The sequence below is a fragment of the Pseudomonas sp. Root562 genome, assembly GCF_001427125.1.
Classification (GTDB): domain Bacteria; phylum Pseudomonadota; class Gammaproteobacteria; order Pseudomonadales; family Pseudomonadaceae; genus Aquipseudomonas.
This window is the reverse complement of sequence record NZ_LMGK01000020.1, coordinates 383525-408158: the sequence shown is the minus strand read 5'-3', so window position 1 is coordinate 408158 and position 24634 is coordinate 383525. Positions and strand designations below refer to the sequence as shown.

Annotated in this window: 21 protein-coding genes and 1 pseudogene; 12 read left to right on the top strand and 10 right to left on the bottom strand. The window is 58.6% G+C overall.

Annotated features, from left to right (window positions below):
* Nucleotides 1-162 precede the first annotated feature (162 nt).
* From ASD60_RS15530 to ASD60_RS15510, 5 genes are all read left to right on the top strand, one after another.
* Nucleotides 163-870, top strand: coding sequence for a response regulator (locus tag ASD60_RS15530; RefSeq protein WP_056854834.1), 708 nt, complete (start codon nt 163-165; stop codon nt 868-870).
* Nucleotides 867-2222 (top strand): ATP-binding protein, encoded by a 1356-nt coding sequence (locus ASD60_RS15525; RefSeq protein WP_056854833.1) that lies wholly within the window; start codon nt 867-869, stop codon nt 2220-2222. The genes ASD60_RS15530 and ASD60_RS15525 overlap by 4 nt, the downstream gene beginning before the upstream one ends.
* A 96-nt stretch (nt 2223-2318) precedes the next feature.
* Nucleotides 2319-2819 (top strand): sigma-70 family RNA polymerase sigma factor, encoded by a 501-nt coding sequence (locus tag ASD60_RS15520; RefSeq protein WP_056854832.1) that lies wholly within the window; start codon nt 2319-2321, stop codon nt 2817-2819.
* 40 nt (nt 2820-2859) lie between these two features.
* Nucleotides 2860-3843 carry a FecR family protein gene (locus tag ASD60_RS15515; RefSeq protein WP_056854831.1) on the top strand — a complete coding sequence of 328 codons (984 nt, stop codon included), beginning with the start codon at nt 2860-2862 and terminating at the stop codon, nt 3841-3843.
* 98 nt (nt 3844-3941) lie between these two features.
* Nucleotides 3942-6368, top strand: coding sequence for a TonB-dependent siderophore receptor (locus tag ASD60_RS15510; protein ID WP_056854830.1), 2427 nt, complete (start codon nt 3942-3944; stop codon nt 6366-6368).
* A gap of 65 nt (nt 6369-6433) precedes the next feature.
* On the opposite strand, the gene ASD60_RS15505 is transcribed toward ASD60_RS15510, so the two are convergent.
* The 3 genes from ASD60_RS15505 to ASD60_RS15495 all read right to left on the bottom strand — a co-directional run bounded on the left by ASD60_RS15505 (nt 6434) and on the right by ASD60_RS15495 (nt 10912).
* Nucleotides 6434-7960, bottom strand: a complete 1527-nt coding sequence (locus ASD60_RS15505) for a trypsin-like serine peptidase (RefSeq protein WP_056854829.1) — start codon at nt 7958-7960, stop codon at nt 6434-6436.
* 119 nt (nt 7961-8079) lie between these two features.
* Nucleotides 8080-9231, bottom strand: a complete 1152-nt coding sequence (locus tag ASD60_RS15500) for an MFS transporter (RefSeq protein ID WP_056854903.1) — start codon at nt 9229-9231, stop codon at nt 8080-8082.
* A 109-nt stretch (nt 9232-9340) separates the two neighbouring features.
* On the bottom strand, nt 9341-10912 hold the full coding sequence (locus ASD60_RS15495) for a glucan 1,4-alpha-maltotetraohydrolase domain-containing protein (RefSeq protein ID WP_056854828.1): 1572 nt from the start codon (nt 10910-10912) through the stop codon (nt 9341-9343).
* 205 nt (nt 10913-11117) lie between these two features.
* Between ASD60_RS15495 and ASD60_RS15490 the strand changes: the two genes are divergently transcribed.
* The 3 genes from ASD60_RS15490 to ASD60_RS15480 all read left to right on the top strand — a co-directional run bounded on the left by ASD60_RS15490 (nt 11118) and on the right by ASD60_RS15480 (nt 13787).
* On the top strand, nt 11118-12110 hold the full coding sequence (locus ASD60_RS15490; protein ID WP_056854827.1) for a hypothetical protein: 993 nt from the start codon (nt 11118-11120) through the stop codon (nt 12108-12110).
* A gap of 203 nt (nt 12111-12313) precedes the next feature.
* Complete coding sequence (locus ASD60_RS15485; protein ID WP_056854826.1) at nt 12314-12802, top strand: Hcp family type VI secretion system effector; 489 nt, start codon at nt 12314-12316, stop codon at nt 12800-12802.
* 10 nt (nt 12803-12812) lie between these two features.
* On the top strand, nt 12813-13787 hold the full coding sequence (locus tag ASD60_RS15480; RefSeq protein ID WP_056854825.1) for a hypothetical protein: 975 nt from the start codon (nt 12813-12815) through the stop codon (nt 13785-13787).
* 458 nt (nt 13788-14245) lie between these two features.
* Here the strand turns inward: ASD60_RS15480 and codA are convergent, their stop codons facing one another.
* The 4 genes from codA to ASD60_RS15455 all read right to left on the bottom strand — a co-directional run bounded on the left by codA (nt 14246) and on the right by ASD60_RS15455 (nt 18107).
* Nucleotides 14246-15490, bottom strand: coding sequence for a cytosine deaminase (gene codA, locus ASD60_RS15470; protein ID WP_056854823.1), 1245 nt, complete (start codon nt 15488-15490; stop codon nt 14246-14248).
* 37 nt (nt 15491-15527) lie between these two features.
* Nucleotides 15528-16373, bottom strand: a complete 846-nt coding sequence (locus ASD60_RS15465) for an alpha/beta fold hydrolase (protein ID WP_056854822.1) — start codon at nt 16371-16373, stop codon at nt 15528-15530.
* Nucleotides 16374-16595: 222 nt separating this feature from the next.
* Entirely contained in the window at nt 16596-16952 is a 357-nt protein-coding gene (gene queD, locus ASD60_RS15460; RefSeq protein ID WP_056854821.1) for a 6-carboxytetrahydropterin synthase QueD, read from the bottom strand.
* A 75-nt stretch (nt 16953-17027) separates the two neighbouring features.
* On the bottom strand, nt 17028-18107 hold the full coding sequence (locus ASD60_RS15455; RefSeq protein ID WP_056854820.1) for a hypothetical protein: 1080 nt from the start codon (nt 18105-18107) through the stop codon (nt 17028-17030).
* Between the two features lie 223 nt (nt 18108-18330).
* Here ASD60_RS15455 and ASD60_RS15450 point away from each other — a divergent pair, with 223 nt between their 5' ends.
* Genes ASD60_RS15450 through ASD60_RS15435 form a run of 4 tightly spaced genes read left to right on the top strand, consistent with a single transcriptional unit; the run spans nt 18331 to nt 20947 of the window.
* On the top strand, nt 18331-18639 hold the full coding sequence (locus tag ASD60_RS15450) for a PepSY domain-containing protein (protein ID WP_056854819.1): 309 nt from the start codon (nt 18331-18333) through the stop codon (nt 18637-18639).
* On the top strand, nt 18639-18962 hold the full coding sequence (locus ASD60_RS15445; protein WP_056854818.1) for a PepSY domain-containing protein: 324 nt from the start codon (nt 18639-18641) through the stop codon (nt 18960-18962). Before ASD60_RS15450 ends, ASD60_RS15445 begins: the two co-directional genes overlap by 1 nt.
* 3 nt (nt 18963-18965) lie before the next feature.
* Entirely contained in the window at nt 18966-19634 is a 669-nt protein-coding gene (locus ASD60_RS15440) for a response regulator transcription factor (RefSeq protein WP_056854817.1), read from the top strand.
* Nucleotides 19631-20947 carry a sensor histidine kinase gene (locus ASD60_RS15435; protein ID WP_056854816.1) on the top strand — a complete coding sequence of 439 codons (1317 nt, stop codon included), beginning with the start codon at nt 19631-19633 and terminating at the stop codon, nt 20945-20947. Before ASD60_RS15440 ends, ASD60_RS15435 begins: the two co-directional genes overlap by 4 nt.
* Before the next feature lie 106 nt (nt 20948-21053).
* On the opposite strand, the gene ASD60_RS15430 is transcribed toward ASD60_RS15435, so the two are convergent.
* The 3 genes and pseudogenes from ASD60_RS15430 to ASD60_RS29925 form a co-directional block, all read right to left on the bottom strand.
* The gene (locus ASD60_RS15430; protein ID WP_056854815.1) at nt 21054-22730 is read right to left on the bottom strand and encodes an MFS transporter; all 1677 of its coding nucleotides are present in this window, start codon (nt 22728-22730) and stop codon (nt 21054-21056) included.
* A 291-nt stretch (nt 22731-23021) separates the two neighbouring features.
* Complete coding sequence (locus ASD60_RS29930) at nt 23022-23777, bottom strand: methyl-accepting chemotaxis protein (protein WP_442966009.1); 756 nt, start codon at nt 23775-23777, stop codon at nt 23022-23024.
* A 102-nt stretch (nt 23778-23879) separates the two neighbouring features.
* Nucleotides 23880-24026 (bottom strand): annotated as a pseudogene (locus tag ASD60_RS29925) (HAMP domain-containing protein); the annotation flags it as partial.
* Nucleotides 24027-24634 lie beyond the last annotated feature (608 nt).

Below are 24634 nucleotides of genomic sequence, written 5' to 3'. Positions count from 1 at the left end.
AAGACCTCATGGGTTGAAAGTCGCGCAGGGTGCCGCAGGGGGATTGCGGTGGTATGTCCGAAAAATGTCCGGGATGTAGAAATGTTGCTCGATTGAAATATATGACCGCGGCCGCGCAATGGTTTTAGATACGCTCCTTTTCCGACCCATGGACCCCTGAACGTGAGCAGACTGCTGATCGTCGACGACGATGTGGAAATCCTGGACTTGCTGAAAAAGTTCTTTGTTCAGCATGCCTACGAAGTGGATCTGGCCACCCAGGGTGACGCCATGTGGGCGGTGATCGAAAAAAACCGCCCGGACATCATCATTCTTGACCTGATGCTGCCGGGCGAAGGCGGCCTGAGTCTTTGCCAGAAGCTGCGGGCGAGAACGGCAATTCCGATCATCATGTTGACCGCCATGGGCGAGCTGAGCGACCGCATCATCGGTCTGGAACTGGGCGCTGACGATTACCTGACCAAACCGTTCGACCCGAGGGAGCTGCTGGCCCGTCTGCGCGCTGTGCAACGTCGCGCAGGCGAGAAAAGCCTGGGGCAGGAACCGACGCGGCCGGTCATTACCTTTGCCGATTGGCAACTGGATATCACCTGTCGCGAGTTGCGCTCACCCGAGGGCGTGATGATTCCGCTGTCGGCCGGGGAGTTCGATTTGCTGCTGGTTTTTCTCGAGCATCCGCAACGCATTCTCACCCGGGAACAACTGATCGACCTGGCGCGTGGCCAGGGCCACGATGCCTATGACCGCAGCATCGATGTGCAGGTCAGTCGCCTGCGCCGCAAGATCGAACCGGACAGCAAGCGCCCGGACCTGATTCGCACGGTGCGCAACGGCGGCTACATGTTCTCTGCCAGGGTAACCCGCTCGTGATCCGTCGACTGGCCCCTCGCGACACTCTCAGAAGCCGGATCGCGCTGACCATCGTCGCGGCGATGATCGCTTCGCTGGCACTCAATGGTTTGTTCATGCAGCTCGCCGGTACATGGGGCCGTCCGCCCATCGAACGCACGGGCTTGCTGGAACAGATGGCGGCGAATGTGCGGGTAATCGAAGCGGCGCCGGCGGCCTCGCGTTCGCATTTGGCCGCTGCGGCAAGCAGCCCGATGCTTGAGGTGAACTGGCACCCGCAGCGGTCCGATTTCCACCTGCCCTCGGGCGGTAAACAGGTGACGCCGAACAGTTCGCCGTTACAGCAATTGCTGGGTGATACTCCCCGAGACATAGAAGTCTTCAACCCCGGCGACTGGCCGGACGAAAGCCCTCAGGCGCACTACGTTGCACTCGTGCAGTTGCTCGATGGCAGCTGGTTGTCGTTCACGCCGCCGGAACGAAGCTGGGGGCTCGACGCCAATGTCCGGATCCCGATCATCATTGCCCTGGGTCTGATCGCAACCCTGCTCGTCGCCTGGGTTGCCACCCGGCAACTGGCCAACCCGCTGCAACGCTTTGCCAGCGCCGCGCGCCGCTTCGGCGGGGATTTGCATGCGCCGCCGATCAAAATCGAGGGCCCCCATGAGATTCGCCAGGCCATCATCGCCTTCAACACCATGCAGGCGCAGATTCGGCACTTTCTCAGCGAGCGCACGCAAATGCTCGCCGCCATCTCCCACGACCTGCGGGCTCCTTTGACGCGGATGCGCCTGCGCAGCGAGTTCATGGACGACCTGGAGCAGCAGCGCAAAATGGTCCGTGACATCGAAGAAATGCAAACGATGATCAACGCGGCGCTGGGCTTTTTCCGCGAAGAAACCCACAGGGAGCAAACCACTGCGTTCGATCTCTCGGAGTTGCTGCAAACGATCATCGATGATTTCCGCGACCAAGGTATCGAGGTCGATTTCACTGGCCCGGCCCATCTGGTGTACGACGGCCGCCCGCTCGGGATCAAGCGGGTGGTGGTCAATCTGCTGGAAAACGCAGTGAAGTATGCGAGTAAGCCGAGCATCCAGCTGATGGAGGATGAGCAGCGGGTTTGCATCGAAGTCATGGACGATGGCCCGGGCATTCCCGAGTCTGCGCTTGAGCGAGTGTTCGAGCCTTTTTATCGACTGGAAACCTCACGCAACCGTGATACTGGCGGTGTCGGCCTGGGATTGTCCGCTGCGCGGGCAATCGTTCGCGAACAAGGCGGAGAGCTGACACTGCGCAATCGCAGCGGCGCGGGGCTGATTGCGCGTGTGCAATTGCCCGGCGCTCGCAGGGCAAACGCTGCCGGACGATAGCGGATGGCGGGCTGTTTGCCCACTGAGCTGCAAATCGTTGCCTTGGGTTAATAGGAAGCATTACTATTCACGCCCCCGTCTCCACAGCACACCGAAATGATCCCCAAGCTGCCCCGCAGACACGGCTTTTTCGAGCATTACGAAGAGTTGGTTGGCACCTGGACCCGTCGCCTGAGAAACCGTCAGCAGGCTGAGGATCTGGCCCACGACACCTTCGTGCGGGTGCTTGAGGCGAATTCGGCGGCGGTGGAGCAACCTCGGGCTTACCTGCACCAGACCGCGCGCAATATCGCGGTGGACGGTTATCGGCGTGAGGATCGGCGGGGCGCCATGGAGTCAGAGGCGATTGATCTCAGTGTGTCGTCAACCGGCGACCCGGAGCATTTCATGCACGCGATCCAATTGGCCGATTCCATCGAGCGCGCGCTCACCGAATTGCCGATCAACTGCCGCAAGGTGTTTGTCTGGCAGAAAATCGAAGGCCTGACCCAGGCTGAAATCGCCGAACGCCTGGGGTTGTCCAAGAACATGGTGGAAAAGTATATGATCCGCACACTGCGGCATCTGCGCGACCGCCTGGACGGACTGCAATCATGAGCGCCGGCCATTTTTCATCCCCAGCCAAACAGGAACTTCCATGATGGATACTCGTGCTTGTGCGTGCGGGCAAACAGCGGTCCGCGATGAAGCGGCGCGGTGGTTTGTGCTATTGCAGGAACCTGCGGTCGATGTCCAAACGCATCGCCAGTTCGAAACCTGGCTGGACCAACACCCGCAACATCGAAGCGAATTCGAATGGCTCCAGGGGCTGTGGAAAGCTGCCGACCTGGTGCCTGCGGCGCGTCTGCAAGCGCTGTGTCAGGAAGCGCCAACGCGCAACAAACGCCGCCCGCTGCTGCGTTATGCGGTTGCCGCCAGCGTGTTGGCGGTAGCGCTCGGGCTGGGTTTGTTCAGTGGTCTGAATCATCCAGCGCCTTATACGGCTGAGTTTTCCACAGCACTGAACGAGCGTCGCCATGTGGCGCTGCCGGATGGCTCGGTGGTCGACCTGGACAGCCGCAGCCGGATTCAGGTGCGATTTGAAAAAGACCGGCGCACCGTTGAACTGAGTGAAGGCGAGGCGATGTTCAGCGTCCAGCCTGACACCCGCAGACCCTTCATCGTCGAGGCCGGCAACGGCAAAGTCACGGTCACCGGCACCCGTTTCGATGTGCGCCGTGGCGCCAGCGAAACCCGGGTCGTGGTGGAGCAGGGCACCGTCAAGGTTCAGGGGCACGACGCTGCCGACAACGATTTCATCAACCTTACGGCTGGCCTGGGCACCCACGTCGATGCGCACGGCAAAGTCGCGGCGGCCTATGCGGTCAACCCGGCGGAACTGACCGCCTGGCGCAACGGCAAACTGGTCTTCAACAACGCCAGGCTGGCCGATGTCGCCGAGCAAGTCTCGCGCTATCGCGAGACGCCGCTCAAGGTCGGCAGCCGCGCAGTCGGCGATCTGCGCCTGACCAGCGTGTTCAAGTCCGACAACACCGATGCGCTGCTCAAGGCCTTGCCGAGCATACTTCCGGTGGCCGTGCGTACCCTCGCTGACGGCAGTCAGGAAATAATTTCAAAATAAAATTCAGGTTTTTTTCGAGTTCATCGTCTTCCTGTTCAACTGCAACTGGTTTGCATTAACAAGCGCACACTCTTGCGATTCACAGGACGCCGTTTGACGTGAAAAAATCCGCCGCTAAAAACAACAATCTCCCTTGGTTGCCCTTGGCGCTCGCACTGGCGATCAACGTTGCGATGCCCCAGGCCTTCGCGGCCGACGCCATTAAAATCAGGGCGCAGCCACTGGGTCAGGCCTTGAGTGAGCTGGGCCAGCAAACATCGTTGCAGGTTTTTTTCAGCCCTGAACTGGTGGCCGGCAAACAGGCTCCGGCGGTGGAGGGCAATATTTCCCCGGAAGAGGCGCTGCGTCAGCTGTTGCAGGGCAGCGGCCTGCAATACCAGATCGATGAAGGCTCGGTCACCTTGTTACCGGCGCCAACGGCGGCTGCAAAAGGGCCACTGGAATTGGGCGTGACCGACATCAAAGTGGTCGGCGACTGGCTCGATGATGCCGACGCCGCCGTGGTGCAGAATCACCCGGGCGCGCGGACCGTGATCCGCCGCGAAGCGATGGTCGAGCAAGGTGCGATGAACGTCGGCGACGTTCTGAAACGTGTGCCGGGCGTGCAAGTGCAGGACGCCAACGGTACCGGTGGCAGCGACATTTCCCTGAACGTTGGTGTTCGCGGCCTGACGTCGCGCCTGTCGCCGCGCTCCACCGTGCTGATCGACGGCGTGCCTGCGGCGTTCGCGCCTTACGGCCAACCGCAGCTGTCCATGGCACCGATTTCCTCCGGCAACCTCGACAGCATCGACGTGGTGCGCGGTGCCGGTTCCGTGCGTTACGGACCACAGAACGTGGGCGGTGTGATCAATTTCGTGACCCGTGCGATTCCGGAACAAGCCTCTGCGGAAATCGGCACGACCCTGGAAACTTCCCAGCACGGTGGCTGGAAGCACATCGACACGTTGTTTGCCGGCGGCACGGCGGACAACGGCATGGGCGTGGCGCTGTTGTACTCCGGCGTGAACGGCGACGGCTACCGTGAACGCAACAACGACAACGACATCGATGACGTGATCCTCAAGACTCACTGGGCGCCTACGGATTACGACGATTTCAGCCTCAATTTCCATTACTACGATGCCAGCGCCGACATGCCCGGCGGCCTGACCCAGGCGCAGTACGACGCTGACCCGTTCCAGTCCGACCGGAACAACGACAGCTTCAGTGGCCGTCGCAAGGACGTGTCGTTCAAATGGGTCCGCCAACTCGACGACCGCACTCAGGCCGAAGTGCTGACGTACTACACCGACAGTTTCCGCGGCAGTAATATCGCCGCCCGCGATCAGAGAACCATCGGCTCGTTCCCGCGTACCTACTACACCTTTGGCATCGAACCGCGTGTATCCCATGTGTTCGATGTCGGCCCGACCACCCAGGAAGTCAGTGTCGGTTATCGCTACCTGAAAGAAGCCATGCACGAAGAGGCCAGCCGCCTGGGGCTCAACAGCAGCAACGAGCCGGTGGTACGTCCAGGTTCGGACGGGCATGTCTATCAGGACCGAACCGGTGGCACCGAAGCCAACTCGGTGTATATCGACAACAAGATCGATGTCGGCCAATGGACCGTCACTCCCGGTATTCGCTTTGAACATATCAGTACCGACTGGCACGACCGCCCGGTACTCGACACGGCCGGCCGGCCCGTACCGGAAAAGAAACGCAGCATCGAAAGCAACGAACCGCTGCCAGCGCTGAGCGTGATGTATCACATCTCCGATGCCTGGAAACTGTTCGCCAACTATGAAACTTCGTTCGGCAGCCTGCAGTATTTCCAGCTCGGTCAGGGGGGTACAGGCGACAGCACTGCCAATGGTCTGGAGCCGGAAAAAGCCAAGACCTATGAAATCGGCACGCGCTACAACGATGACGTGTGGGGCGGCGAAGTGACGTTGTTCTACATCGACTTCGATAAAGAGTTGCAGTACATCAGCAACGATGCGGGCTGGACCAACCTGGGCGCAACGACCCACCAGGGGATCGAAGCATCGGTGCATTACGACATGGCGGCACTGGACCCGCGTCTGGCCGGTCTGACAGCGAATGCCGGCTACACCTACACCCGTGCCGTCTATGAAGGCGATATCCCGGATTTCGAGGGGCGTGACCTGCCGTTCTATTCGCGTCAGGTGGCCACCGCCGGGCTGCGTTACGACATTGATCGCTGGACCTACAATATCGACGCCTTTGCCCAGTCCAAACAGCGCTCACCGGGTGTTGCGGTGAACGCCGACGGCAGCTTCAGCAACAACTACATCACCGAGGGCACGGCCGATGGTCAGTACGGTGACATTCCGGGCTACGTCACCTGGAACGTCCGTGGCGGTTATGACTTCGGTCCGCAGGTGTCGAACCTGAAGCTGGGCGCGGGGGTGAAAAACATCTTCGACAAGCAGTACTTCACTCGCTCCAGCGACAATAACTCGGGCATGTACGTTGGCGCGCCGCGTACGTTTTTCGTGCAGGCCAGTGTTGGCTTTTAATCTTACTAAGTGATGCTTTCCTGATGGTTCCCGCAGATTATCAAACTGCGGGAACATATCCTTGCTTATTCGGGAAGCTGGAAATCAACGATAGGAGAAGGGTTTCCTGCCAGATCATTAGTTTTAAGACAAACTTTCACCGGGCCGTTTGTTACATCAACAGTAAAAACGCCGATTGATGGTTGTACCCTCTTGTAACCTTGCTGGTCCAGACAGTCAGTTTTTTCGCGTGAAACTACCTTGTATTGGTACGAATAAGCATCCAAATCGGGAGAGACCGGAAAAGCTCTCACTGTATACTCTGACGGGTCGTTCTGGTTTTGACTGATAGAATAAATAGGGGTGAGCTGGCTCGGCCCCTCAAGCATCCATCGCCAGTAAACTCGTGCATTACGCGCATCCCATTGACCCGGCGCGCCGATTTTGTGCTCCTGCCCCATAATGCATAGCAAATACATGCCGGCACCGTCGTGCAACTCTCGACTCAGCTTGTTCTCGCCGCTTGTATTGCTGGAAATTGCCTCGCTGTAACCCGTTGGCACTCCACATTCATTAATTGTTCGCGTGAACTTGTATCGGTAATAAGGACTATCCACAGCGAAGGGCTGGGTCCAAAGCCATGGTATGACGGCTCCGGAGTGATCACGCTCAAGCTTAATGAAAGTGTTCACGGGTGGAGTGGCTGAAAACTTGAAGTTCGGGCCTACAGAGCAGGATGGGTTGAGAGGGTCAAACCGTCCCTGGTTAAAGCACGCTTGTAAGCCGATTGCCGACGTGGAGTAATTGGTATTCAACTTTTTACTTACCTTGCCGTCCATGACTTCGCAGGGTGCACCGCTGCTGCATCGCGAATGCCCACTGCCTTGTGTGGTCGTGCCCACCACTGCAAGAATTTCATTGTTGAAGCGTCCTAGTACCGGCGATCCTGAAATGCCGCTCATGACATCCAGGCATCGATTGCTGAGTTGATCCTGCCATGCCCATAGGCCCTCAACAATGCCGGTCGAGTGCTCGCGCGGGCAGGCCATTCGTTGAATGTGGCGTTGTAGAGGTGCTCCAACTATCAATACACCAGACTCCGCGGGCAGACTGGTTGCCAATTTTAATGGCTGAATACCATCGCTAATCACTTGTCCAATAGTACGATCAAGTTGAAGAATCGAAATATCCTGCCCTCGGATAGTGCTCCAATTGATTCGTTTAACGGGGTACGATTTGGTGAACTCGATGGTATCTGCAAAGAAGTTGAAAGTAACTTTTCCAGTTGCATCTTCGTCTACCAGAACCACGTTGGAGTCCAGGTTGGTGCAGTGTCCGGATGTCAATACATAGGCTGGACTATCCCGCTGATCGACTGTTTGGCGCGTGTCAATCAACGAACCCGTACAGGTCATACCGTTTTCCACCGTCACACGGCCAATCGACTGCCAGTGATCGTATTGACCGTTTACGTTGCCCAAGGGCTGTGCCGGCGCGAAGTCGGGTGTTCCTTCTCCCCAGTCGCGACTTATGGATTGTGGGAGCACAGAGCAGGCGCTCATGTTTATCAAGAGTACGATCGGCACTAACCAGTCAAGGAAGAGAGCTTTCATGATTCATCCATAAGTTGAGGAAACTCAACTTATGGTGTGATTTTTTTGCGGCCTCGGTCTACTGACAAAGTTGACAGTAAAGTGAGCAGAAGATTGACCACTTATCGTAAACAAGTGGCTCACACCTTCAATACCTTCCCGCCAATCGCCACCGCCACCAGCAACAACGCCATCAACCCAAAGGCAAAGCTCAAGCTGGCGGCATGGGCGACAAAGCCGATCACCGCAGGCCCGGCAAGAATCCCGGCATAACCCAGCGTGGTAATGGCCGGCACGGCGATGCTTTCCGGCATGACGGTCTGTTTGCCCACGGCGGTGTACAGCACCGGGACAATGTTCGAGCATCCTGCACCGAGCAACGCATAACCGGCCAACGCCGCTTCCCAGCTCGGGGCGAATGTCGCCAGAAACAGCCCGGCCGCCGCAGTCAGCCCTCCGAACACGATCACCCGTGTCGCGCCCAGCCGCCGCACGATTTTGTCACCGGTCAAGCGTCCAACCGTCATGGTCAGGGCAAACGCCGCATACCCCAGCCCCGCATAGGCCGTATCGATCCCGCGCTCCTGCGCCAGGAACACTGCACTCCAGTCCAGTGCCGCGCCTTCGGCGAGGAAGACGATGAAGCACATGCCGCCGATGAACAGCACGATGCCATGGGGAACGGCAAACGCCGGCCCTGAACTGTCGCTGCCATAGGGCAACATGTGTGGTACGGCCTTCAGCAGGGCGACCAACAGCAAAGCGACCACCACCAGCATCGCACCGAGCGGCGACAACCCCAGGCCGAGCAAAGCACTGACACCTGCCGCGCCGACGATTCCGCCCAGGCTGAACAAACCGTGGAACCCCGACATCATGTTCTTGCCGCTGGCACGTTCGACGATGACCGCTTGCAGGTTCACTGTCGAATCCACCGTGCCGAGGCCGGCGCCGAACATGAACAGCGCGCCGATCAGGGCCGGAATCGACGACACCGTGGCCAGCAGCGGCAGCGCTGCACAGATCAATAGCGTCCCGCCGGTCGCCACTTTGCGGCAACCGAAGCGCGTGGCCAGGATCCCAGCCATCGGCATGGCCAGAATCGAACCCACCCCCAGGCACAGCAGCAACAAACCCAACGTGCCTTCGTCCAGCCCGGCCCGCGCCTTGGCATACGGCACCAGCGGTGCCCACGCGGCGATGCCGAACCCGGCGATGAAAAAAGCGACGCGCGTGGACATTTGTTCCATGCGCCCGGGAACGAAGAGCGGTGGGGTATTGATGGCGGTCATGAAAAGTCCTTGGTAACGCAGGTGACTGACTGTGTGCAGACCGCCATCCTTGCACATCAGTTCACCTGTCGCGACCCTGAAGGCTGCTCACAACCGCTGGCCCAGCAGGCTAAAACGTTCCTCGGGTTACGCTGACTTCGCCACTGGTGAAGCTGACGTTCGGACCCGGTTGCCAACGCACGGAGTCAGGCGAATTGCTGTTGCGCATGATGCATTTCCATTCGATGACCTGATGCGCCGGCAACTCGATGACTCGCGTCCAGCGGTTCTCTTGGGGGTTGTGCGTCAAGGCGATGGCATGGCGCGGGTCCCATGCACCCAGTTCAAGAGATGAGCCCACGGCATAAACGGTTTGGTCGACGGAGGTGGGGGCGTAGTCGCAATTGAAATGAACGCCTATGGGCGGTTGCTCAGAAGGCGTACTCCAGATGCGGATTTTATCGCCGTCCGCTGCCAGCGCTGGTTGGCCCAGGTTTTGTGGCAGGTTCGTGAAATCCGAATCCAGCGCGATAACCAGGCTTTTCAGAATGCCTGTCGTGGTGGCCACCATTCCGGAATACTGCGGATGAAAACGGATCTCGGAGTCAGCCTTGATGCCAGCCTCCTTACGTAGCCTGATCAGCTGGCGAATCAAGTCGCCACGTTGCCAGTCGTACATGTCCGGCCAGTACACCGCGGGTGTACCAGGGCTGCTGAGGATATAGGCATAGGCTTGATTACGCCGCTCTTCTGGCAACGGCCAGTGATGTTGTCCTTGATTCGGACCCGGTGAGTAGCCAGTGTCATGGTTGTCGACAAAGGTTACGGCAATCTTGCGCCATGCGGGATCCGGGTTGCCATTGAGCCCGTCTCGCCATTGGGCGAGCGAACCGTTTTGCATGCGTTCCTTGAGGGCAAAGTCGAAGACCGTACAGTGCGAGCGGTCTGCCCAGTCCTTGAGTGCATCTTGCCAACTGGCCTTATGACGCCAGTCACCTTCAGGGTACTCACCTGGGCCTTTCCACATTTCACCGATGCAAAACTGTTGGTCGCCAAAGGCCCTCATCCACCGATCAACCGTTTCCGGTGCATAGCCGCGGACGAAGTCGAAGCGCAGGCCTTTGGCACCGTAATGGTCGCGCAGGTTGATGAGTTCCTTTTCGAAAGCGGTGAAAACCTCTGTGTTGGCGGTATTCAGATCGGCCGCGCCGTCCATGAAAGCATCGCCTTCGTCACATTGCGCACAGTCGTGACGCCACTCATTTCGCCCTCTGGGAAATAGTGAATAAACGTCTTTATCGTTCATGTGATTGGGCACGATGTCGTACACCACTTTCACGCCGGCCTGACTTAACGCCCCGGCAGCCTGCTGAAGTTGTGCATCGCTTCCGTAGCGGCTGCCCTTATCGAAACTGTGCCAGAAATAGCCTTCACCTCCACCTTCGGCCGAGAGGGTTTTCCACTGGGAAACATCGCTCCAGGGAGGTGGCATCCACACGGCGGTGAAGCCATCGCTACCAATCCCACCCGCCATGCGTGTCAGTACCGCGTACCACTTTTCCGTCGGGTTGCGGCTGGAGTTCCAGTGAAACCCTTGCAACAGGATTTCCTCGCCACCGCCATTGCGCACCGGCTCATCGGCGATTGTCACACCGCTTGAAATCAGGGTTATCAGAATAAAAGGCAGGGATATCCATTTCATGGTGTCACCGGGCAATAAGGGCCAGGATTCAACTTTGCGCTGGTGCGGATAGGTTGTCTGCTGTCATTAATGACAGGTGACGACAACAGTTCGCGATAAACCCCGGGCGCGTAGTAACCGCAATTCGACGGGGCAATCGATTGCTGTCGTCTTCCGTGAGGCCCTAAAGTACAGACTCTTTTTTGGCTGAACTCAGGACTGGTACATGACTCGGCTCTACGATGCACGAGGCAATATCTACATGGTTGCGGCGCCCGAGGCGCTGCGGCAAATGGGCATCGCTGTGCCCGATCAAGCCGGCCACGCCGCGCAAACCCGCCAATTGTGGGCGTCGGCAGCCGTCGAAGCATGCTGTTCCTGGGCACCGGGTGAGCAACCGACCGGCAGCAAGGCTCATCGCAGCGATGGCTTGCTGGTTGGCCCGTTCCAGTCGTCGCCACCGTTCGATCTGTTGATTGTCAACACCGACGGCACCCTCGCCGAACGCAGTGGAAACGGCCTGACGATTTTCTCCCAGGCCCTGAGTGACCAAGGGTTATTGCCCCGGGACGAGGCGTGCGTGCTCAGGGTTCATCACGACAAGGCCGATGTGATTTCACCGGGAGAAACCTCGGTGAAAGCGGCGCAGGTCGAAGGGGTGCAGGGTTTCTGGCTGGATCTGGGGCAACCGACTTTCGGCCCGCAAGCAGTCAGTGCTCAAGGCGTTGAGAGTGTAACGTTCAACGGCCGTGAGCTGAGTCATGTACAGCCGTTGGCAGCATTGAACGGCGCATGGGTCCGCAGTCAGTTTGTACGGGTCGGTAATCCGCATTGTGTGACGCTGGTGGACCACATGGATGCGCTGCCGAGCAACGAGCAAATGCGTGAACCCGCATTGGGCGAAGGGCTCACGCGAATCGCTTTCGCCATGCCCACCGGGGCAGGACAACCGTGCCCGGCGGGGATCAATCTGCAATGGGCGGCCCATGATGCCGCGCAGCGAGTGATCGCGCGAGTATTCGAACGCGGCGAAGGGCCGACGGCGTCCTCCGGCACCAGCGCCACGGCGGTGGCGTGCGCGGCCTGGCGGGTGGGCTGGGTGAGTGCCGGGGAGGTGAAAGTGACGATGCCCGGTGGTACTGCGCCGATTTTGCTGGAGGAAGAGCGGGGGAAGTTGAGTCGGGTTAGTCTGTTTGGTACGGCCCGGTTGGTTAGTTGAATCTTATGTCGCCGTTATCGAATCGCCGCCCACAGTAACCCCGGCATATGTGGACAGGTCCTACAGAAATTTGGCAGAGCGGCATAGGAAAGCTCTTTTTCGCAGTACTCAGGGGGTGTTAGTCAAACCATTGTTTAAAGAGAAAGTTGTAGCTTTGCTCATGAAGGAATTGATGAACAATTCCACTGCCAAGGAACGGTGGCATGGCATTTGACGCTTTTTTGAAAATCAGTGGAATCCCGGGTGAAGCGCTTGATGAGCAACACAGTGACTGGATCGAAATTACCGGCTACCGCTTCGGCACCCACCAAGGAACGTCGGCTACGGCCAGTTCTGCGGGGGGAGCTTCTTCGGGGCGTACGACCGTTTCCGATTTTACGTTCACCAAAACCCTGGATAAATCCAGTAGCAAACTTTTGGAGGCTAGTTGCGCGGGTGAGCACCTGAAAGAAGTTGTTTTAAGTTTGCACCGCGCAGGTGGCGAGAAACTCAAATACTTCGAGATCCAGCTTGAAGAGGTGATCATTTCCAGTTACTCGCAAATAGCAAATGACGGGATACCTACCGAAAGTATCAGTCTAGATTACGGGCGCATAAGAACGATCTACACCCAGCAAAAGCGTACAGACGGCGCAGGCGGCGGAAACGTGGCCGGTGGGTGGGATCGTATTGCTAATAAGAAATGCTCGTGAGGTTTAGCTGATGTCAAAGGCCTACATTTTTATCAATGAGCATGTGCAGCCCTATTCGTATTTAAAGTCAAAGTTGAATCTTGGGCAAAAATCCAGTATCAAGTTTGATGTGTTGAATTCTCACATTATCAATACAGTGGTGTTGCCCGGTGAAATAGTAATAGTAGGTGATGAATCAGTAGCGTCGTGTACGGCCGAAGAAGCGTTTTATATGCGCAAAGCGTTGGAAGTCCATTTGGCGATTATGACAAATGGAATGCAGAGCGATGGTTTCATAGTTGAAAATCACGAACTTTTGACAAGAATGCTTGGTTATTCATCCATAGGGATTGGCGCGGTGGGTGGTGCCTGGAGCAAACACCTTGATGGCATCAAGACAACCCTGGAAAAAATCGAAAGCGCTCATGGTGATTTATTGAGACAGGGTGGCGCTGAGAGTCGAGATGCCTTTTATACAAAGCGTAAGGCTCTATTTGAGAAGCTTGATCATCAGTTGAGAAGCTTTGCCCGATTTGGCTCCGGTTTGCGTAACCAAGGCTCGATCAAGGACATGCTGGGCATTTCCACCAAAAGTTACCTGCATACGGGGACCATAGCCGGCTATGCCGAAACCATTAATGGCGTGGCGAAAGCATCCAGCCTCATGAAAAAAGGGACCTATCTGGGGGTCGGCCTGAGTGTAACTGCAACAGGTGCCTCAATTTATGAGGCATGCACGACTGGGCGTGAAGAGCAATGCAGGAAAGCTAAGTATCTAGAAGGAGGGAAGTTGTCGGGCAGCCTGTATGGTGGATCTTTCGGCGGGTTTGTTGGAGGTTACGTAACTTCAATCGGATGCGCTGTTGCCTTCGGGGTCGCTACCGGCGGGGCCGGTGCACTAGCTTGTATGGTGGTAGGGAGTGGAGTAGGCGGTTGGGCAGGAGGAGCAATCGGTGGAAATATAGGTGGGATGGGCGGTGACATAATTTATGAGTATCTTCAATAATGAGGATTGTATTGGGTTTTACTGCAATATTTTTAATATTCTTGATGTTTTTGGTGTTGGTGTGGATATTTATATTCACCATTCGATATACGGAAATAATAGAAAGCTACTTGGATAAAAGTAAATATGTTGCAAGCAATCGTGAAGTGTTTTCTGGTTTTGGCTTGATTGGAAAGGTTCATAGGTGTGGATCAATTGCAATAATGTTTTTGATCCCTCGGCTATGCGAAAAACGGGGTCTTATAGAGAAGGATGAGTTGTTGAATTTGCCGCTAGATCTTAAGCGAAAGTTGATAGCGCCTTGGATTGCAGGTGGAGTGGTGTTTTTTTCGATGGTTGTCCTTAGGTTTTTGTTGGTTTGATTTTTTACATTAGGTTATCGCTAGTTTACGCCACGGTGTATAGCCGGTGACAAATCGACTAGCGATAACCAGGGTGTAATTGATTAAACCGGAAGATCAATCCACCCCACTGAACTCCACCACCGGCATCGTCCGCTTCATCAACACCTTGCCTCCACGCACCGAATACAACGGCAATCCCTGGCTGCGGATCACTTCGTAATCGCTTTCGGCAGAAAGAATCAGCAGGTTCGCTGGCCGGCCCGGTTCCAGTCCGTAGCGGTCACCCAGGGCCAGGGCCTTGGCGCTGTTGTCGGTCACCAGGTCCAGGGCGCTTTGCAGGTTGCGGTAACCGAGCATGTGACAGATGTGCAGGCCCGCTTCGAGTACCCGCAAGATGTTGCCGTTGCCCAGCGGATACCACGGGTCGACAATCGAATCCTGGCCGAAACACACGTTCATGCCGGCTTCGAGCAGCTCGTTGACCCGGGTCACGCCCCGGCGTTTCGGAAAGTTATCGAAGCGGCCCTGCAGGTGGATGCTTTCGGTGGGGCATGAAACGAAGCTGATGCCCGAATGCCCGAGCAGACGAAACAGTTTGGCGCAGTAGGCGTTGTCGTAGGAGCCCATGGCCGTGGTGTGGCTGGCGGTGACCCGCGAACCCATGTCGCGGCTGCGGGCCTCTTCGGCGAGCACTTCGAGGAAGCGTGAGTGCGGGTCGTCGGTTTCATCGCAATGCACGTCCACCAGACACCCGGTGCGCTCGGCCAGGTCCATCAGGAACTTCACCGAACTGACACCCTGCTCGCGGGTGTACTCGAAATGCGGAATGCCGCCGACCACGTCGGCACCCATGTGGATCGCTTCCTCCATCAAGTCCCGGCCGTTGCGATAGGACTCGATGCCTTCCTGCGGGAATGCGACGATTTGCATGTCCACCAGGTGCCGGCTTTCCTCGCGCACTTCGAGCATCGCCTTCAGGGCGGTCAACTGCGGGTCAGTGACATCGACATGCGTGCGCACGTGCTGGATGCCGTGGGCCGCCAGGTTCTGGATGGTTTTCCTGGCCCGGGTCTTGGTGTCTTCCTGGGTGATGGTGGCTTTGCGCTCGCCCCAGCACTCGATGCCTTCAAACAGCGTACCGCTCATGTTCCAGCGCGGCTCGCCCGCAGTCAGGGTCGCGTCGAGATGAATGTGCGGCTCGACGAAGGGCGGTATGACCAGGTTGCCGCCGGCATCCAGATCGTCTGGCCCCAGGGTAGGTGCTTCGGTCTGGCGGGCGATGTTGCTGATCAGGCCGTTTTCCAGGTGCAACTCATGCAGGCCTTCCTGGTTGCGCAACCTGGCATTGATGATGTGCATCAGGAGAGTCCTTTTAGAGGTTCGGTTGTCAATGTCCTTACGTTAGCTCGGTGATGGCAATCCCCGCCAGTGGCAAAAATCGCATCAACGCCGCGACAACGGCCTCAGGAGCATCTTCCTGCACCAGATGACCGGCGTTGGGAACCGCGTGAAACTGTGCGCCCGGGATCATCTGTTGCAAGGCTCGCCCGCGTTCGATGGGAATCCACTGATCGTCCTCGCCCCACAGGATCTGCACCGGGCAGCGCATCGTCGGGTAGAAGCCTTCGACTTCGCGGGTGAAGCGTTCGTCCATCTGAGCGATCTGCCGGTAAAAGGCCGCTTGCCCGGGGTCGCCCAGCCAGGGTTGCACGTACGGTGCGAGTTCGTCGTCCGGAATGTCGCGTTTGATTGCCCCGCGGATATAGGCCGGCACGATGGCTTGCTGAATGTAGTCGGGCAATCCGCTGAACGCCGCTTCATGCTGTCGCACATGTTGCACGAACGGCGAGCCCCAGGGCGTCAGCGCGACCGGGTCGATCAGCGTCAGGCTGCGGTAATCCTTGCCGTTGAGCAGGTGCGCACGCAGGGTGGTCGCGCCGCCAAAGTCATGGGCCACCACATCGGGGTTATCCAGGCCCCAGTGTTCCAACAGTTGCGCCAGTAATTCGTTCTGCACGCCCAATGAAACGTCACCCTCAACTTTCTCGGATAGCCCGTAGCCCAGCAGGTCGAAGTAGTGAATGCGGTGCGTGGTGATGAAATGCGGCGCAATCCGGTGCCATACATAAGAAGAGAAGGGTGTGCCGTGCACGAACACCAGCGGCGGGCCATCGCCGCGAACGGCATAGCGAACGGAGTGCCCTTTGAAGCGGTAGGTTTGAGCCAGTGGCCATTCAGTCATGGACGTGTCCTCTTGGCAGGTGCGAGCCAAAAAGCATAGGCATAAAAAAACAGCCGTTGAAGGCTGTTTTTTGTATCACTGACGAAACGCATACCCAATGTAGGAGCGAGCCTGCTCGCGAAAGACGTTAACGTTAACGTGGTGTATCTGGAAAAAACGCGGTGTCTTGACGTCCATCGCGAGCAGGCTCGCTCCTACAGGGTTGTGCATCCATTGGCAGGTTTACTCGCCGCGATAGATGCAACCGCTGGTGCACGTCTCGTGGATGCGGATCGCACTGAGTTCCGGCAGCAGAGGTTTCATTTCGGCCCAGATGAACTTGGCCAACACTTCACTGGTCGGGTTTTCCAGGCCGGGAATGTCGTTCAGATAGTTGTGGTCCAGACGCTCGTACAGCGGCTTGAAGATCGCCTTGATCTCGGAGAAATCGCGGATCCAGCCGGTGTGCGGATCGAGGTCGCCGCTCAGATGAATCGCCACTTTGAACGAGTGACCATGCAGGCGGCCGCACTTGTGGCCGTCCGGGACGTGGGGCAGGCGGTGGGCGGATTCGAAAGTAAACTCTTTGAAAATTTCCACAGTGTTTTCAGCTCTGTTCAGATGGCGTTCGCCGCAGCGATTCGGGCAGGCGGCGAGTTTAACAGCTTGTCCTGACTAAAGGGTCAGCAAGCGCTCGCCAAGGCGACCGTTGGCGGCCAGTTCGAGAAACTCATCGCCCAGGCGCCGACTTTCATCCATCGCCGCACGCCAGTATTTCTGTCGGCTCGGGGCGTCGCCCATGAAACGTTTGAAGTCGTTGCGGTCCGGCAGTTTGCCGTAGGGCAAACGCGCCAGGTACTCCTTCGACGGCGCCACCAGCAAGACATTTTGCAGGCGTGCCGGGCAGGCGCGGCGCCAAGGCAGCGTCTTGTCGAACCAGCCGGGAATCACCCGGTCGGTGAAATGCGGATAGAGCACGATGTCATCGCCGCTGTAGGGCAGGTCGAGGTGATAGTCGAGCAAGCCGCCGTCGCGGAACGTCCCGGCGCCGGCACCCGGCAGATCGCGCACGCCTTCCATCACCATCGGGATCGATCCGGAGGCTAGCAAGGCCTGGCGCAGATTCCCGGCATCGAGGGCGACGAAACGTGACGGGAAGTCATTCAGCGCATTGACCGGCGGCGCCAGGCGCGGATCGTGAATGATCAACCGTTCGAAGTGCCGCGACAGCCGCGCGCGGCCGCGCAGGTTATCGGCAATCACCGACGACAGGCCAAGGCCCAGACGCCCGCGATGGTCATCCGCGAGCAGGCCGTGGCTTTTGACCACCATGACGTTCAGGCGGTAATGGGGGTTGGCGAGCAGGGCGGCATCGTGACCGTCGAGCAAGTCATCGAGCATGCGCCGCGAGCTCTGGCTGATTTGCGCCATGGTCACACCCTTGGCGAAATCCTGCTCGGTGTAGAGGTGGCCAAGTCGGCGGATGCCTTCGGCCGCGTCCGGCAGGCAGGCACTGGCGAAGCGCCAGGAACCCACCGATGCGCCGATCAGCGAGCGCTCCCGGGGCGCCGTCGGCAACCATTGGCCGAATAACGCCAGGTCCAGCCCCTGAATCCCCAATGCCTTGGGGCCACCGGCAGCGCCCGGCAACGTGCCGACATCGGCAGCCTGCAACCCGTTTTCACGGATGCGCGCCAAGGCACGCGGCCCGGCCTTGAGCGTCAGGGAGGGAAACTTGATGTGGATGGCGGTCATACCGGCCTCTGTGTCTGGCAACAGTTAATTATGTAACAGCTTGCGCCAAACCCGTAGGAGCAAAGCTTGCTCGCGATGGCGATCTCCCGGGCGCCATCGCCGGCAAGCCGTGCTCCTACAGGTTTTGTGTTGCTGTGGCCAATGATGGCAATTCAGCTTCAATTAAGTTCTTATCGCTAACGTGGCCCCCGTAGGCAACACCTAAAAGAATACGGAGACACCCATGAAAACCCTGACTGCCCTGTTCACCGCGTCCATCATCAGCCTGACCGCCAGTATCGCCCACGCGCGCGATCTGGGGCCGGATGAAGCCTTGAGGCTGCGCGACGCTGGTACCATTGTGTCTTTCGAGAAACTCAATGCCACCGCGTTGACCAGGCACCCGGGTTCCACTATCACCGAAACCGAGCTGGAAGAAGAGTACGGCAAGTACATCTACCAGATTGAACTGCGCGACTCGCAGGGTATCGATTGGGATCTGGAATTAGACGCTGTCAGCGGGCAGGTTCTCAAGGATCATCAGGATTCGTAATGACGCTGCTTTCCTTTACAACACGGCGCGCCGGCAGTCGACTGGCGCTGGTGCTGCTGGCTTTCTGTTCGGTGGCCATGGCTCGTGACCTCGATCAGGACGAAGCCCTGCGCCTGCGCCAACAGGGGGTGATCCTGCCGCTCGAGCAATTGTTGCAACAGGCGCTGGACCGCTACCCCGAGGCCAAACTGTTGGAGGCTGAGCTCGAAGAGAAGCACGACATCTATATTTACGAAGTCGAGTTGCTCACTACTGAAGGCGTGGTGCGCGAGCTTGACCTTGACGCCGCCACCGGCCGATTACTGAAAGACAAGGAAGACTGACCGATGCGTTTGCTCCTGGTGGAAGACCACGTGCCCCTGGCCGACGAATTGATGGCCGGCCTCAATCGCCAAGGGTACGCCGTGGACTGGCTGGCCGATGGTCGCGACGCGCTGCATCAGGGCAGTACCGAGCCCTATGACCTGATCATCCTCGACCTCGGTTTGCCGGGCGTCCCGGGGTTGGACGTGCTGGCCCAATGGCGCGCCGCAGGTTTGGCTACGCCAGTGCTGATCCTCACCGCACGCGGTTCCTGGGCTGAACGCATCGAAGGCCTGAAGGCCGGTGCCGACGATTACCTGACCAAACCGTTCCATCCCGAAGAGCTGCATTTACGCATTCAGGCGTTGTTGCGTCGCTCCCACGGCCAGGCCAATCAACCGACGCTCAAGGCTGCCGGGTTGCATCTGGACGAGGGCCGTCAGTGTGTGACACGCGATGGCGCCGAGGTCCAGCTCACCGCAGCCGAGTTCCGCTTGCTGCGTTATTTCATGCTGCACCCCGAGCAAATCCTTTCCAAAAGCCACCTCGCCGAACACCTCTACGACGGTGAAACCGAGCGCGATTCCAACGTGCTGGAAGTTCACGTCAATCACCTGCGGCGCAAGCTCGGCAAGAGTGTGATCGAAACCCGTCGCGGCCAGGGTTACCTGTTCGGCGGGCAAGCCAGGTGAGGTCGATCCAGCGGCGCTTGAGCCTTGGCCTGATCAGCGTCATGGTGATTGTCGGCCTGATACTGGCGCAAACCAGTCTGTGGTTGTTTGAAATGGGCTTGCAGCGCTACCTCGAGGCGGGATTGCGCAACGACAGCGAGAGCCTGCTGGTGGCGCTGGTGCGTGGCCCGCAGGGCTTGCAACTGGATGAGCGGCGCTTGTCTCCAGCCTATCAACGGCCGTTTTCCGGTCATTATTTCCGTATCGATTTTGCCGACAGTCATTGGCGCTCCCGTTCATTGTGGGATCAGGAGCTGCCGCGCCTCGATCATCCCGGCCTGCACAGCAACCTGCAACTGGGGCCGGAAGGGCAGCAATTGCTGGTGTTGCGTTCCGACTATCGGCGCCTCGGCCAGTCGATTTCCATCAGTGTGGCGCAGGATTACACGCCGGTGCGCGAGAGCTTCCAGCGGATGCAGCAGGTCGGGCTCGGACTGGGGCTGGCGGGGTTGCTGCTGATCCTGCTGTTGCAACGGGTCACTGTGCGTCGCGCCTTGCGCCCGCTGGAAAAGGCCCGCGAACAGATCGCGCAACTGCAACAGGGCCAGCGTTCGCAACTTGATGAGCAGGTACCGGTGGAATTGGAGCCGCTGGTGGCGCAGATCAACCACCTGCTGGCTCACACTGAAGACAGCCTCAAGCGCTCGCGCAATGCCTTGGGCAATCTGGGTCACGCCTTGAAAACCCCATTGGCCGTGCTGTTGAGTCTTGCCTCGAGCGAACAGCTCGACGCGCATCCGCAACTGCGCAAGGTGCTCAAGGAACAACTGGAACAGGTGCAACAGCGGCTCAATCGTGAACTCAATCGCGCTCGCTTGGCCGGCGATGCACTGCCGGGCGCACTGTTTGACTGCGACGCCGAACTGCCGGGGTTGTTGGCGACATTGAACATGATTCACGGCGACCATCTGAACCTGAGCTATCGCACCCCGGCCGGGCTGCAACTGCCATGGGATCGCGAGGATCTGCTGGAACTGCTCGGCAACCTGTTGGACAACGCCTGCAAATGGTCCGATGCCGAAGTCCGATTGAGTGTGGTCGAGGCTGCAGAAAGTTTTCAGCTGATTGTCGAAGACGACGGGCCGGGCATTCCCGAAGACCGGCGCGATCAGGTGTTCAGCCGCGGCGCACGGCTGGATGAACAGGCCGATGGGCATGGCCTGGGCCTGGGCATTGTGCGCGATATCGTCGACACCTGGGGCGGGGGCATGCACTTGCAGGTGAGCGAGTGGGGCGGGTTGAAAGTGTTGATCGAACTACCAAAACGCACCTGATAACCCACCAACATCTCCCGTAGGAGCAAAGCTTGCTCGCGATGGCGATCTCCTGTCCGCCATCGCCGGCAAGCCGTGCTCCCACAGGGGTTGTGTTGTGCCGGTTTCAGGTGTGATGAATCTCCCGATCCTTGGTTTCCGGCATGAAGAAAATCCCCAGAATCGCCGTCATCACTGCGATCACGATCGGATACCACAGGCCGTAATAGATATCCCCAGTGGCTGCCACCATAGCGAAGGCCACCGTCGGCAGGAACCCGCCAAACCAGCCGTTGCCGATGTGGTACGGCAGCGACATCGAGGTATAGCGGATACGTGCCGGGAACAGTTCAACCAGCCACGCGGCGATCGGGCCGTACACCATGGTCACGTAGATGACGAGAATGGTCAGGAGCAACAACACCATCGGATAGTTGGTCTTGGCCGGGTCAGCCTTTTCGGGGTAGCCGGCCTCCTTCAGAGCGGTAGCGAGCGAGGCGGTGAAGGCATCGTTCTTGGCCTTGAAGTCGGCGGCCGGCATGCCGGTGCCCTCGAAACTCTGGATCACCTTCTCACCGATCCGCACCTGCGCCACAGTGCCCGGCTCGGCTTTTTCGTTTTTATAGGGGATCGCCCGTCTGGCCAGCACGGTCTTGGCCAAGTCACAGGAACTGGTGAATTTGGCCTTGCCCACCGGGTCGAACTGGAACGAACACTGGTCAGGATCGGCGACCACCGTGACCGGGTTTTTCTCCTGGGCGACGAACACATCGGGATTGCCGTACTGGGTCAGCGCATTGAAAATCGGGAAATACGTCAGCGCCGCGAGGATGCAGCCGGCCATTATGATCCCTTTGCGGCCGATCCGATCGGACAGGCTGCCGAAAATCACGAAGAACGGCGTGCCGATCAGCAACGAGCCGGCGATCAGCAGGTTGGCGGTCTGCGGTTCGATTTTCAATGTTTGCAACAGGAAGAACAGCGCGTAGAACTGCCCGGTGTACCAGACCACGGCTTGCCCGGCAGTGCCGCCGAGCAGGGCCATGATGACGATCTTGAGGTTGTCCCAGCGGGCGAAAGATTCGGTCAGCGGCGCCTTGGAGGATTTGCCCTCAGCCTTCATTTTCAGGAACACCGGTGACTCGTTGAGTTGCAGGCGGATGTACACCGAGATGATCAACAGCAGGATCGACAGCAGGAACGGGATCCGCCAGCCCCAGGCTTCGAAGGCTTCAGTGCCCAGCGCTGTGCGACAGGCCAGGATCACCAGCAGTGACAGAAACAGACCGAGGGTCGCGGTGGTCTGAATCCATGAGGTGAAGTAACCGCGTTTGCCTTTTGGCGCATGCTCGGCCACGTAAGTCGCCGCACCACCGTACTCGCCGCCCAGGGCCAGGCCTTGCAGCAAGCGCAGGGTGATGAGGATGATCGGCGCCGCCACCCCGATGGTCGCGTACCCCGGGAGGAAACCCACCACCGCCGTGGAAACACCCATGATCACAATGGTGATGAGGAAGGTGTGTTTGCGTCCGATCATGTCACCCAGTCGGCCGAACACAATCGCGCCGAATGGCCGCACGGCAAAACCTGCGGCGAACGCGAGCAAAGCGAAGATGAAGGACGTGGTCTCGTTGACGCCGGCGAAGAAGTGCTTGGCGATGATCGCGGCGAGGGAGCCATACAGGTAAAAGTCGTACCACTCGAACACGGTGCCCAAGGACGAGGCAAAGATGACTTTACGTTCCTCCTTGGTAATCCCGCGGTTGGGCGCACTGCCCGTGGTTGTATTGTCGATTGCCGCCATGAGTTTTCTCCGTTGTTCTTGTTTTAGGCCGGAGCACCTCTCATTTGTTGCCGTACCCGGGCCCTGGGACACAGACTGACGGCCTCGCATCGCTGCAAGGTTTCATGAAGCATAATCGGCTTCCGGAAGATATCCACTCGCCATCATTGAAGATGGAAAGTGAATGGCAAGGATGTACACGAAAACCTGTGGGAGCGAGCTTGCTCGCGATAGCGGTGTACTGGACACATTGATACTGAATGTGTCGCCGCCATCGCCAGCAAGCCGGCTCCTACAGGGGATCAGTGGTAATTAGACGCGGAACTGATCCATCAACCCCTGCTGATGATTGGCCAGGCAATTGAGCGACTGGCTCACCCGTGCTGATTCGTTGGCTTGTCCCGACAACGATTCGGTCACATCGCGAATGGTCGCGACGTTGTTATTGATCTCCTCGGCGACAGCACTTTGTTCTTCGGCTGCACTGGCGATTTGCAGGTTCATGTCGCTGATCACGGTCACCGCATCGCCGATCTGCCGCAGTGCCGTAACGGCCTGTCCAACCTGCTCGACACTGCCCTGGGCCTGGCGATGGCTGTTGCCCATCGAGCCCACCACATCCTGGGTGCCGCTTTGCAATTGCTCGATCACCACACGGGTTTCCTCGACGGACTCCTGGGTGCGTCGCGCCAGGTTGCGCACTTCATCGGCCACCACGGCAAACCCACGCCCGGCTTCACCGGCACGGGCGGCTTCGATGGCGGCGTTGAGTGCCAGCAGGTTGGTCTGTTCAGCAATGGCGCGGATCACTTCGAGTACCGACCCGATTTTTTCGCTATTGGCAGCCAGGCCTTCAACCTGGACCATGGCCGCGCTCATGTCGGCGGCGAGGTTGTCGATGCTGGTGGTGGTGCGGTCGATCACGGTCAGGCCTTGGCGAGTCGCCTGGTCGGCATCCCGCGCCGCTTGTGCGGCCTGGGCGGCACTGCGGGCGACATCCTGGGCAGTGGCGCTCATTTCGTGGGACGCGGTGGCGACCTGATCCACCTGACGATATTGCTGTTCCATGCCGGCGCTGGTCTGGGTGGCGATGGCGGACGATTGGTCAGCGGTGTTGCGGGCATCCTGCACTGAGCGTTTCACTTCGGCGATGATCGGTTGCAGTTTGTCGAGGAAGCGGTTGAACCAGCCCGCCAATTGACCCAGTTCATCCTGTTTGTCGTAGGCCAGGCGTCGAGTCAGGTCACCTTCACCGCTGGCGATGCCTTCGAGCATGTGTGCCACGCCGAGGATCGGTTTGGTCACACTGCGGGCCATCAGCCACACCAGTACCAGCCCGATCAATGCGGCGAGGACACCCAGCCCCAACTCGGTCAGTGTGCCGGCCGTGTTGCTTTCATCCAGCTGCTTTTTCAAGGCTTCGGCGGGACCGATCAGCACTTTTTCAGGGACGTCGAGCAACACACCCCAGGATTTTCCATCGGGAATCGGTTGGAAGGGCGATATGACTTTGAGCTGCTGATGGCTGTGCAGGCTGCCGGTCTGGCTGCTGCCGGCGAGCATGCGCATCAGTTCGGCACCGCTGGTCTGGTCCACGGTTTCCAGGCGCTGGCTGAGTTTGTCGGCGTCCGGGCTGTGACCGGCGAGCAGGCCGGCCGGGCTGACAATACTGACGCTGGTCTGGCCGTCGTAGAGCTTTTTGCTGGCGCCCTGACTGATCGTTTGCAAGCTGTTGAGGTTGATATCCACCGATAGCGAAGCGATGACCTTGCCGTTGACCATCAGCGGGAACACGATGCTGGTCATCAGCACTTTCTGGCCGTCGATCACATAAAAGTAGGGTTCGATCACGCAGGGCTTGAGGCGGGTGCGCGGGCAGGTGAACCAGGCATTGGCCGGTTCGCCGCTGGGGCCGCTGCTGGTGT

Coding starts and splice junctions, on each gene's coding strand:
- ASD60_RS15520 (WP_056854832.1), top strand. CDS start 2,319: ATGATCCCCAAGCTGCCCCGCAGACACGGCTTTTTCGAGCATTACGAA.
- ASD60_RS15515 (WP_056854831.1), top strand. CDS start 2,860: ATGATGGATACTCGTGCTTGTGCGTGCGGGCAAACAGCGGTCCGCGAT.
- ASD60_RS15505 (WP_056854829.1), bottom strand. CDS start 7,960: ATGAAAGCTCTCTTCCTTGACTGGTTAGTGCCGATCGTACTCTTGATA.
- ASD60_RS15500 (WP_056854903.1), bottom strand. CDS start 9,231: ATGACCGCCATCAATACCCCACCGCTCTTCGTTCCCGGGCGCATGGAA.
- ASD60_RS15495 (WP_056854828.1), bottom strand. CDS start 10,912: ATGAAATGGATATCCCTGCCTTTTATTCTGATAACCCTGATTTCAAGC.
- ASD60_RS15490 (WP_056854827.1), top strand. CDS start 11,118: ATGACTCGGCTCTACGATGCACGAGGCAATATCTACATGGTTGCGGCG.
- ASD60_RS15485 (WP_056854826.1), top strand. CDS start 12,314: ATGGCATTTGACGCTTTTTTGAAAATCAGTGGAATCCCGGGTGAAGCG.
- ASD60_RS15480 (WP_056854825.1), top strand. CDS start 12,813: ATGTCAAAGGCCTACATTTTTATCAATGAGCATGTGCAGCCCTATTCG.
- codA (WP_056854823.1), bottom strand. CDS start 15,490: ATGCACATCATCAATGCCAGGTTGCGCAACCAGGAAGGCCTGCATGAG.
- ASD60_RS15465 (WP_056854822.1), bottom strand. CDS start 16,373: ATGACTGAATGGCCACTGGCTCAAACCTACCGCTTCAAAGGGCACTCC.
- ASD60_RS15455 (WP_056854820.1), bottom strand. CDS start 18,107: ATGACCGCCATCCACATCAAGTTTCCCTCCCTGACGCTCAAGGCCGGG.
- ASD60_RS15450 (WP_056854819.1), top strand. CDS start 18,331: ATGAAAACCCTGACTGCCCTGTTCACCGCGTCCATCATCAGCCTGACC.
- ASD60_RS15445 (WP_056854818.1), top strand. CDS start 18,639: ATGACGCTGCTTTCCTTTACAACACGGCGCGCCGGCAGTCGACTGGCG.
- ASD60_RS15440 (WP_056854817.1), top strand. CDS start 18,966: ATGCGTTTGCTCCTGGTGGAAGACCACGTGCCCCTGGCCGACGAATTG.
- ASD60_RS15430 (WP_056854815.1), bottom strand. CDS start 22,730: ATGGCGGCAATCGACAATACAACCACGGGCAGTGCGCCCAACCGCGGG.
- ASD60_RS29930 (WP_442966009.1), bottom strand. CDS start 23,777: ATGGAACAGCAATATCGTCAGGTGGATCAGGTCGCCACCGCGTCCCAC.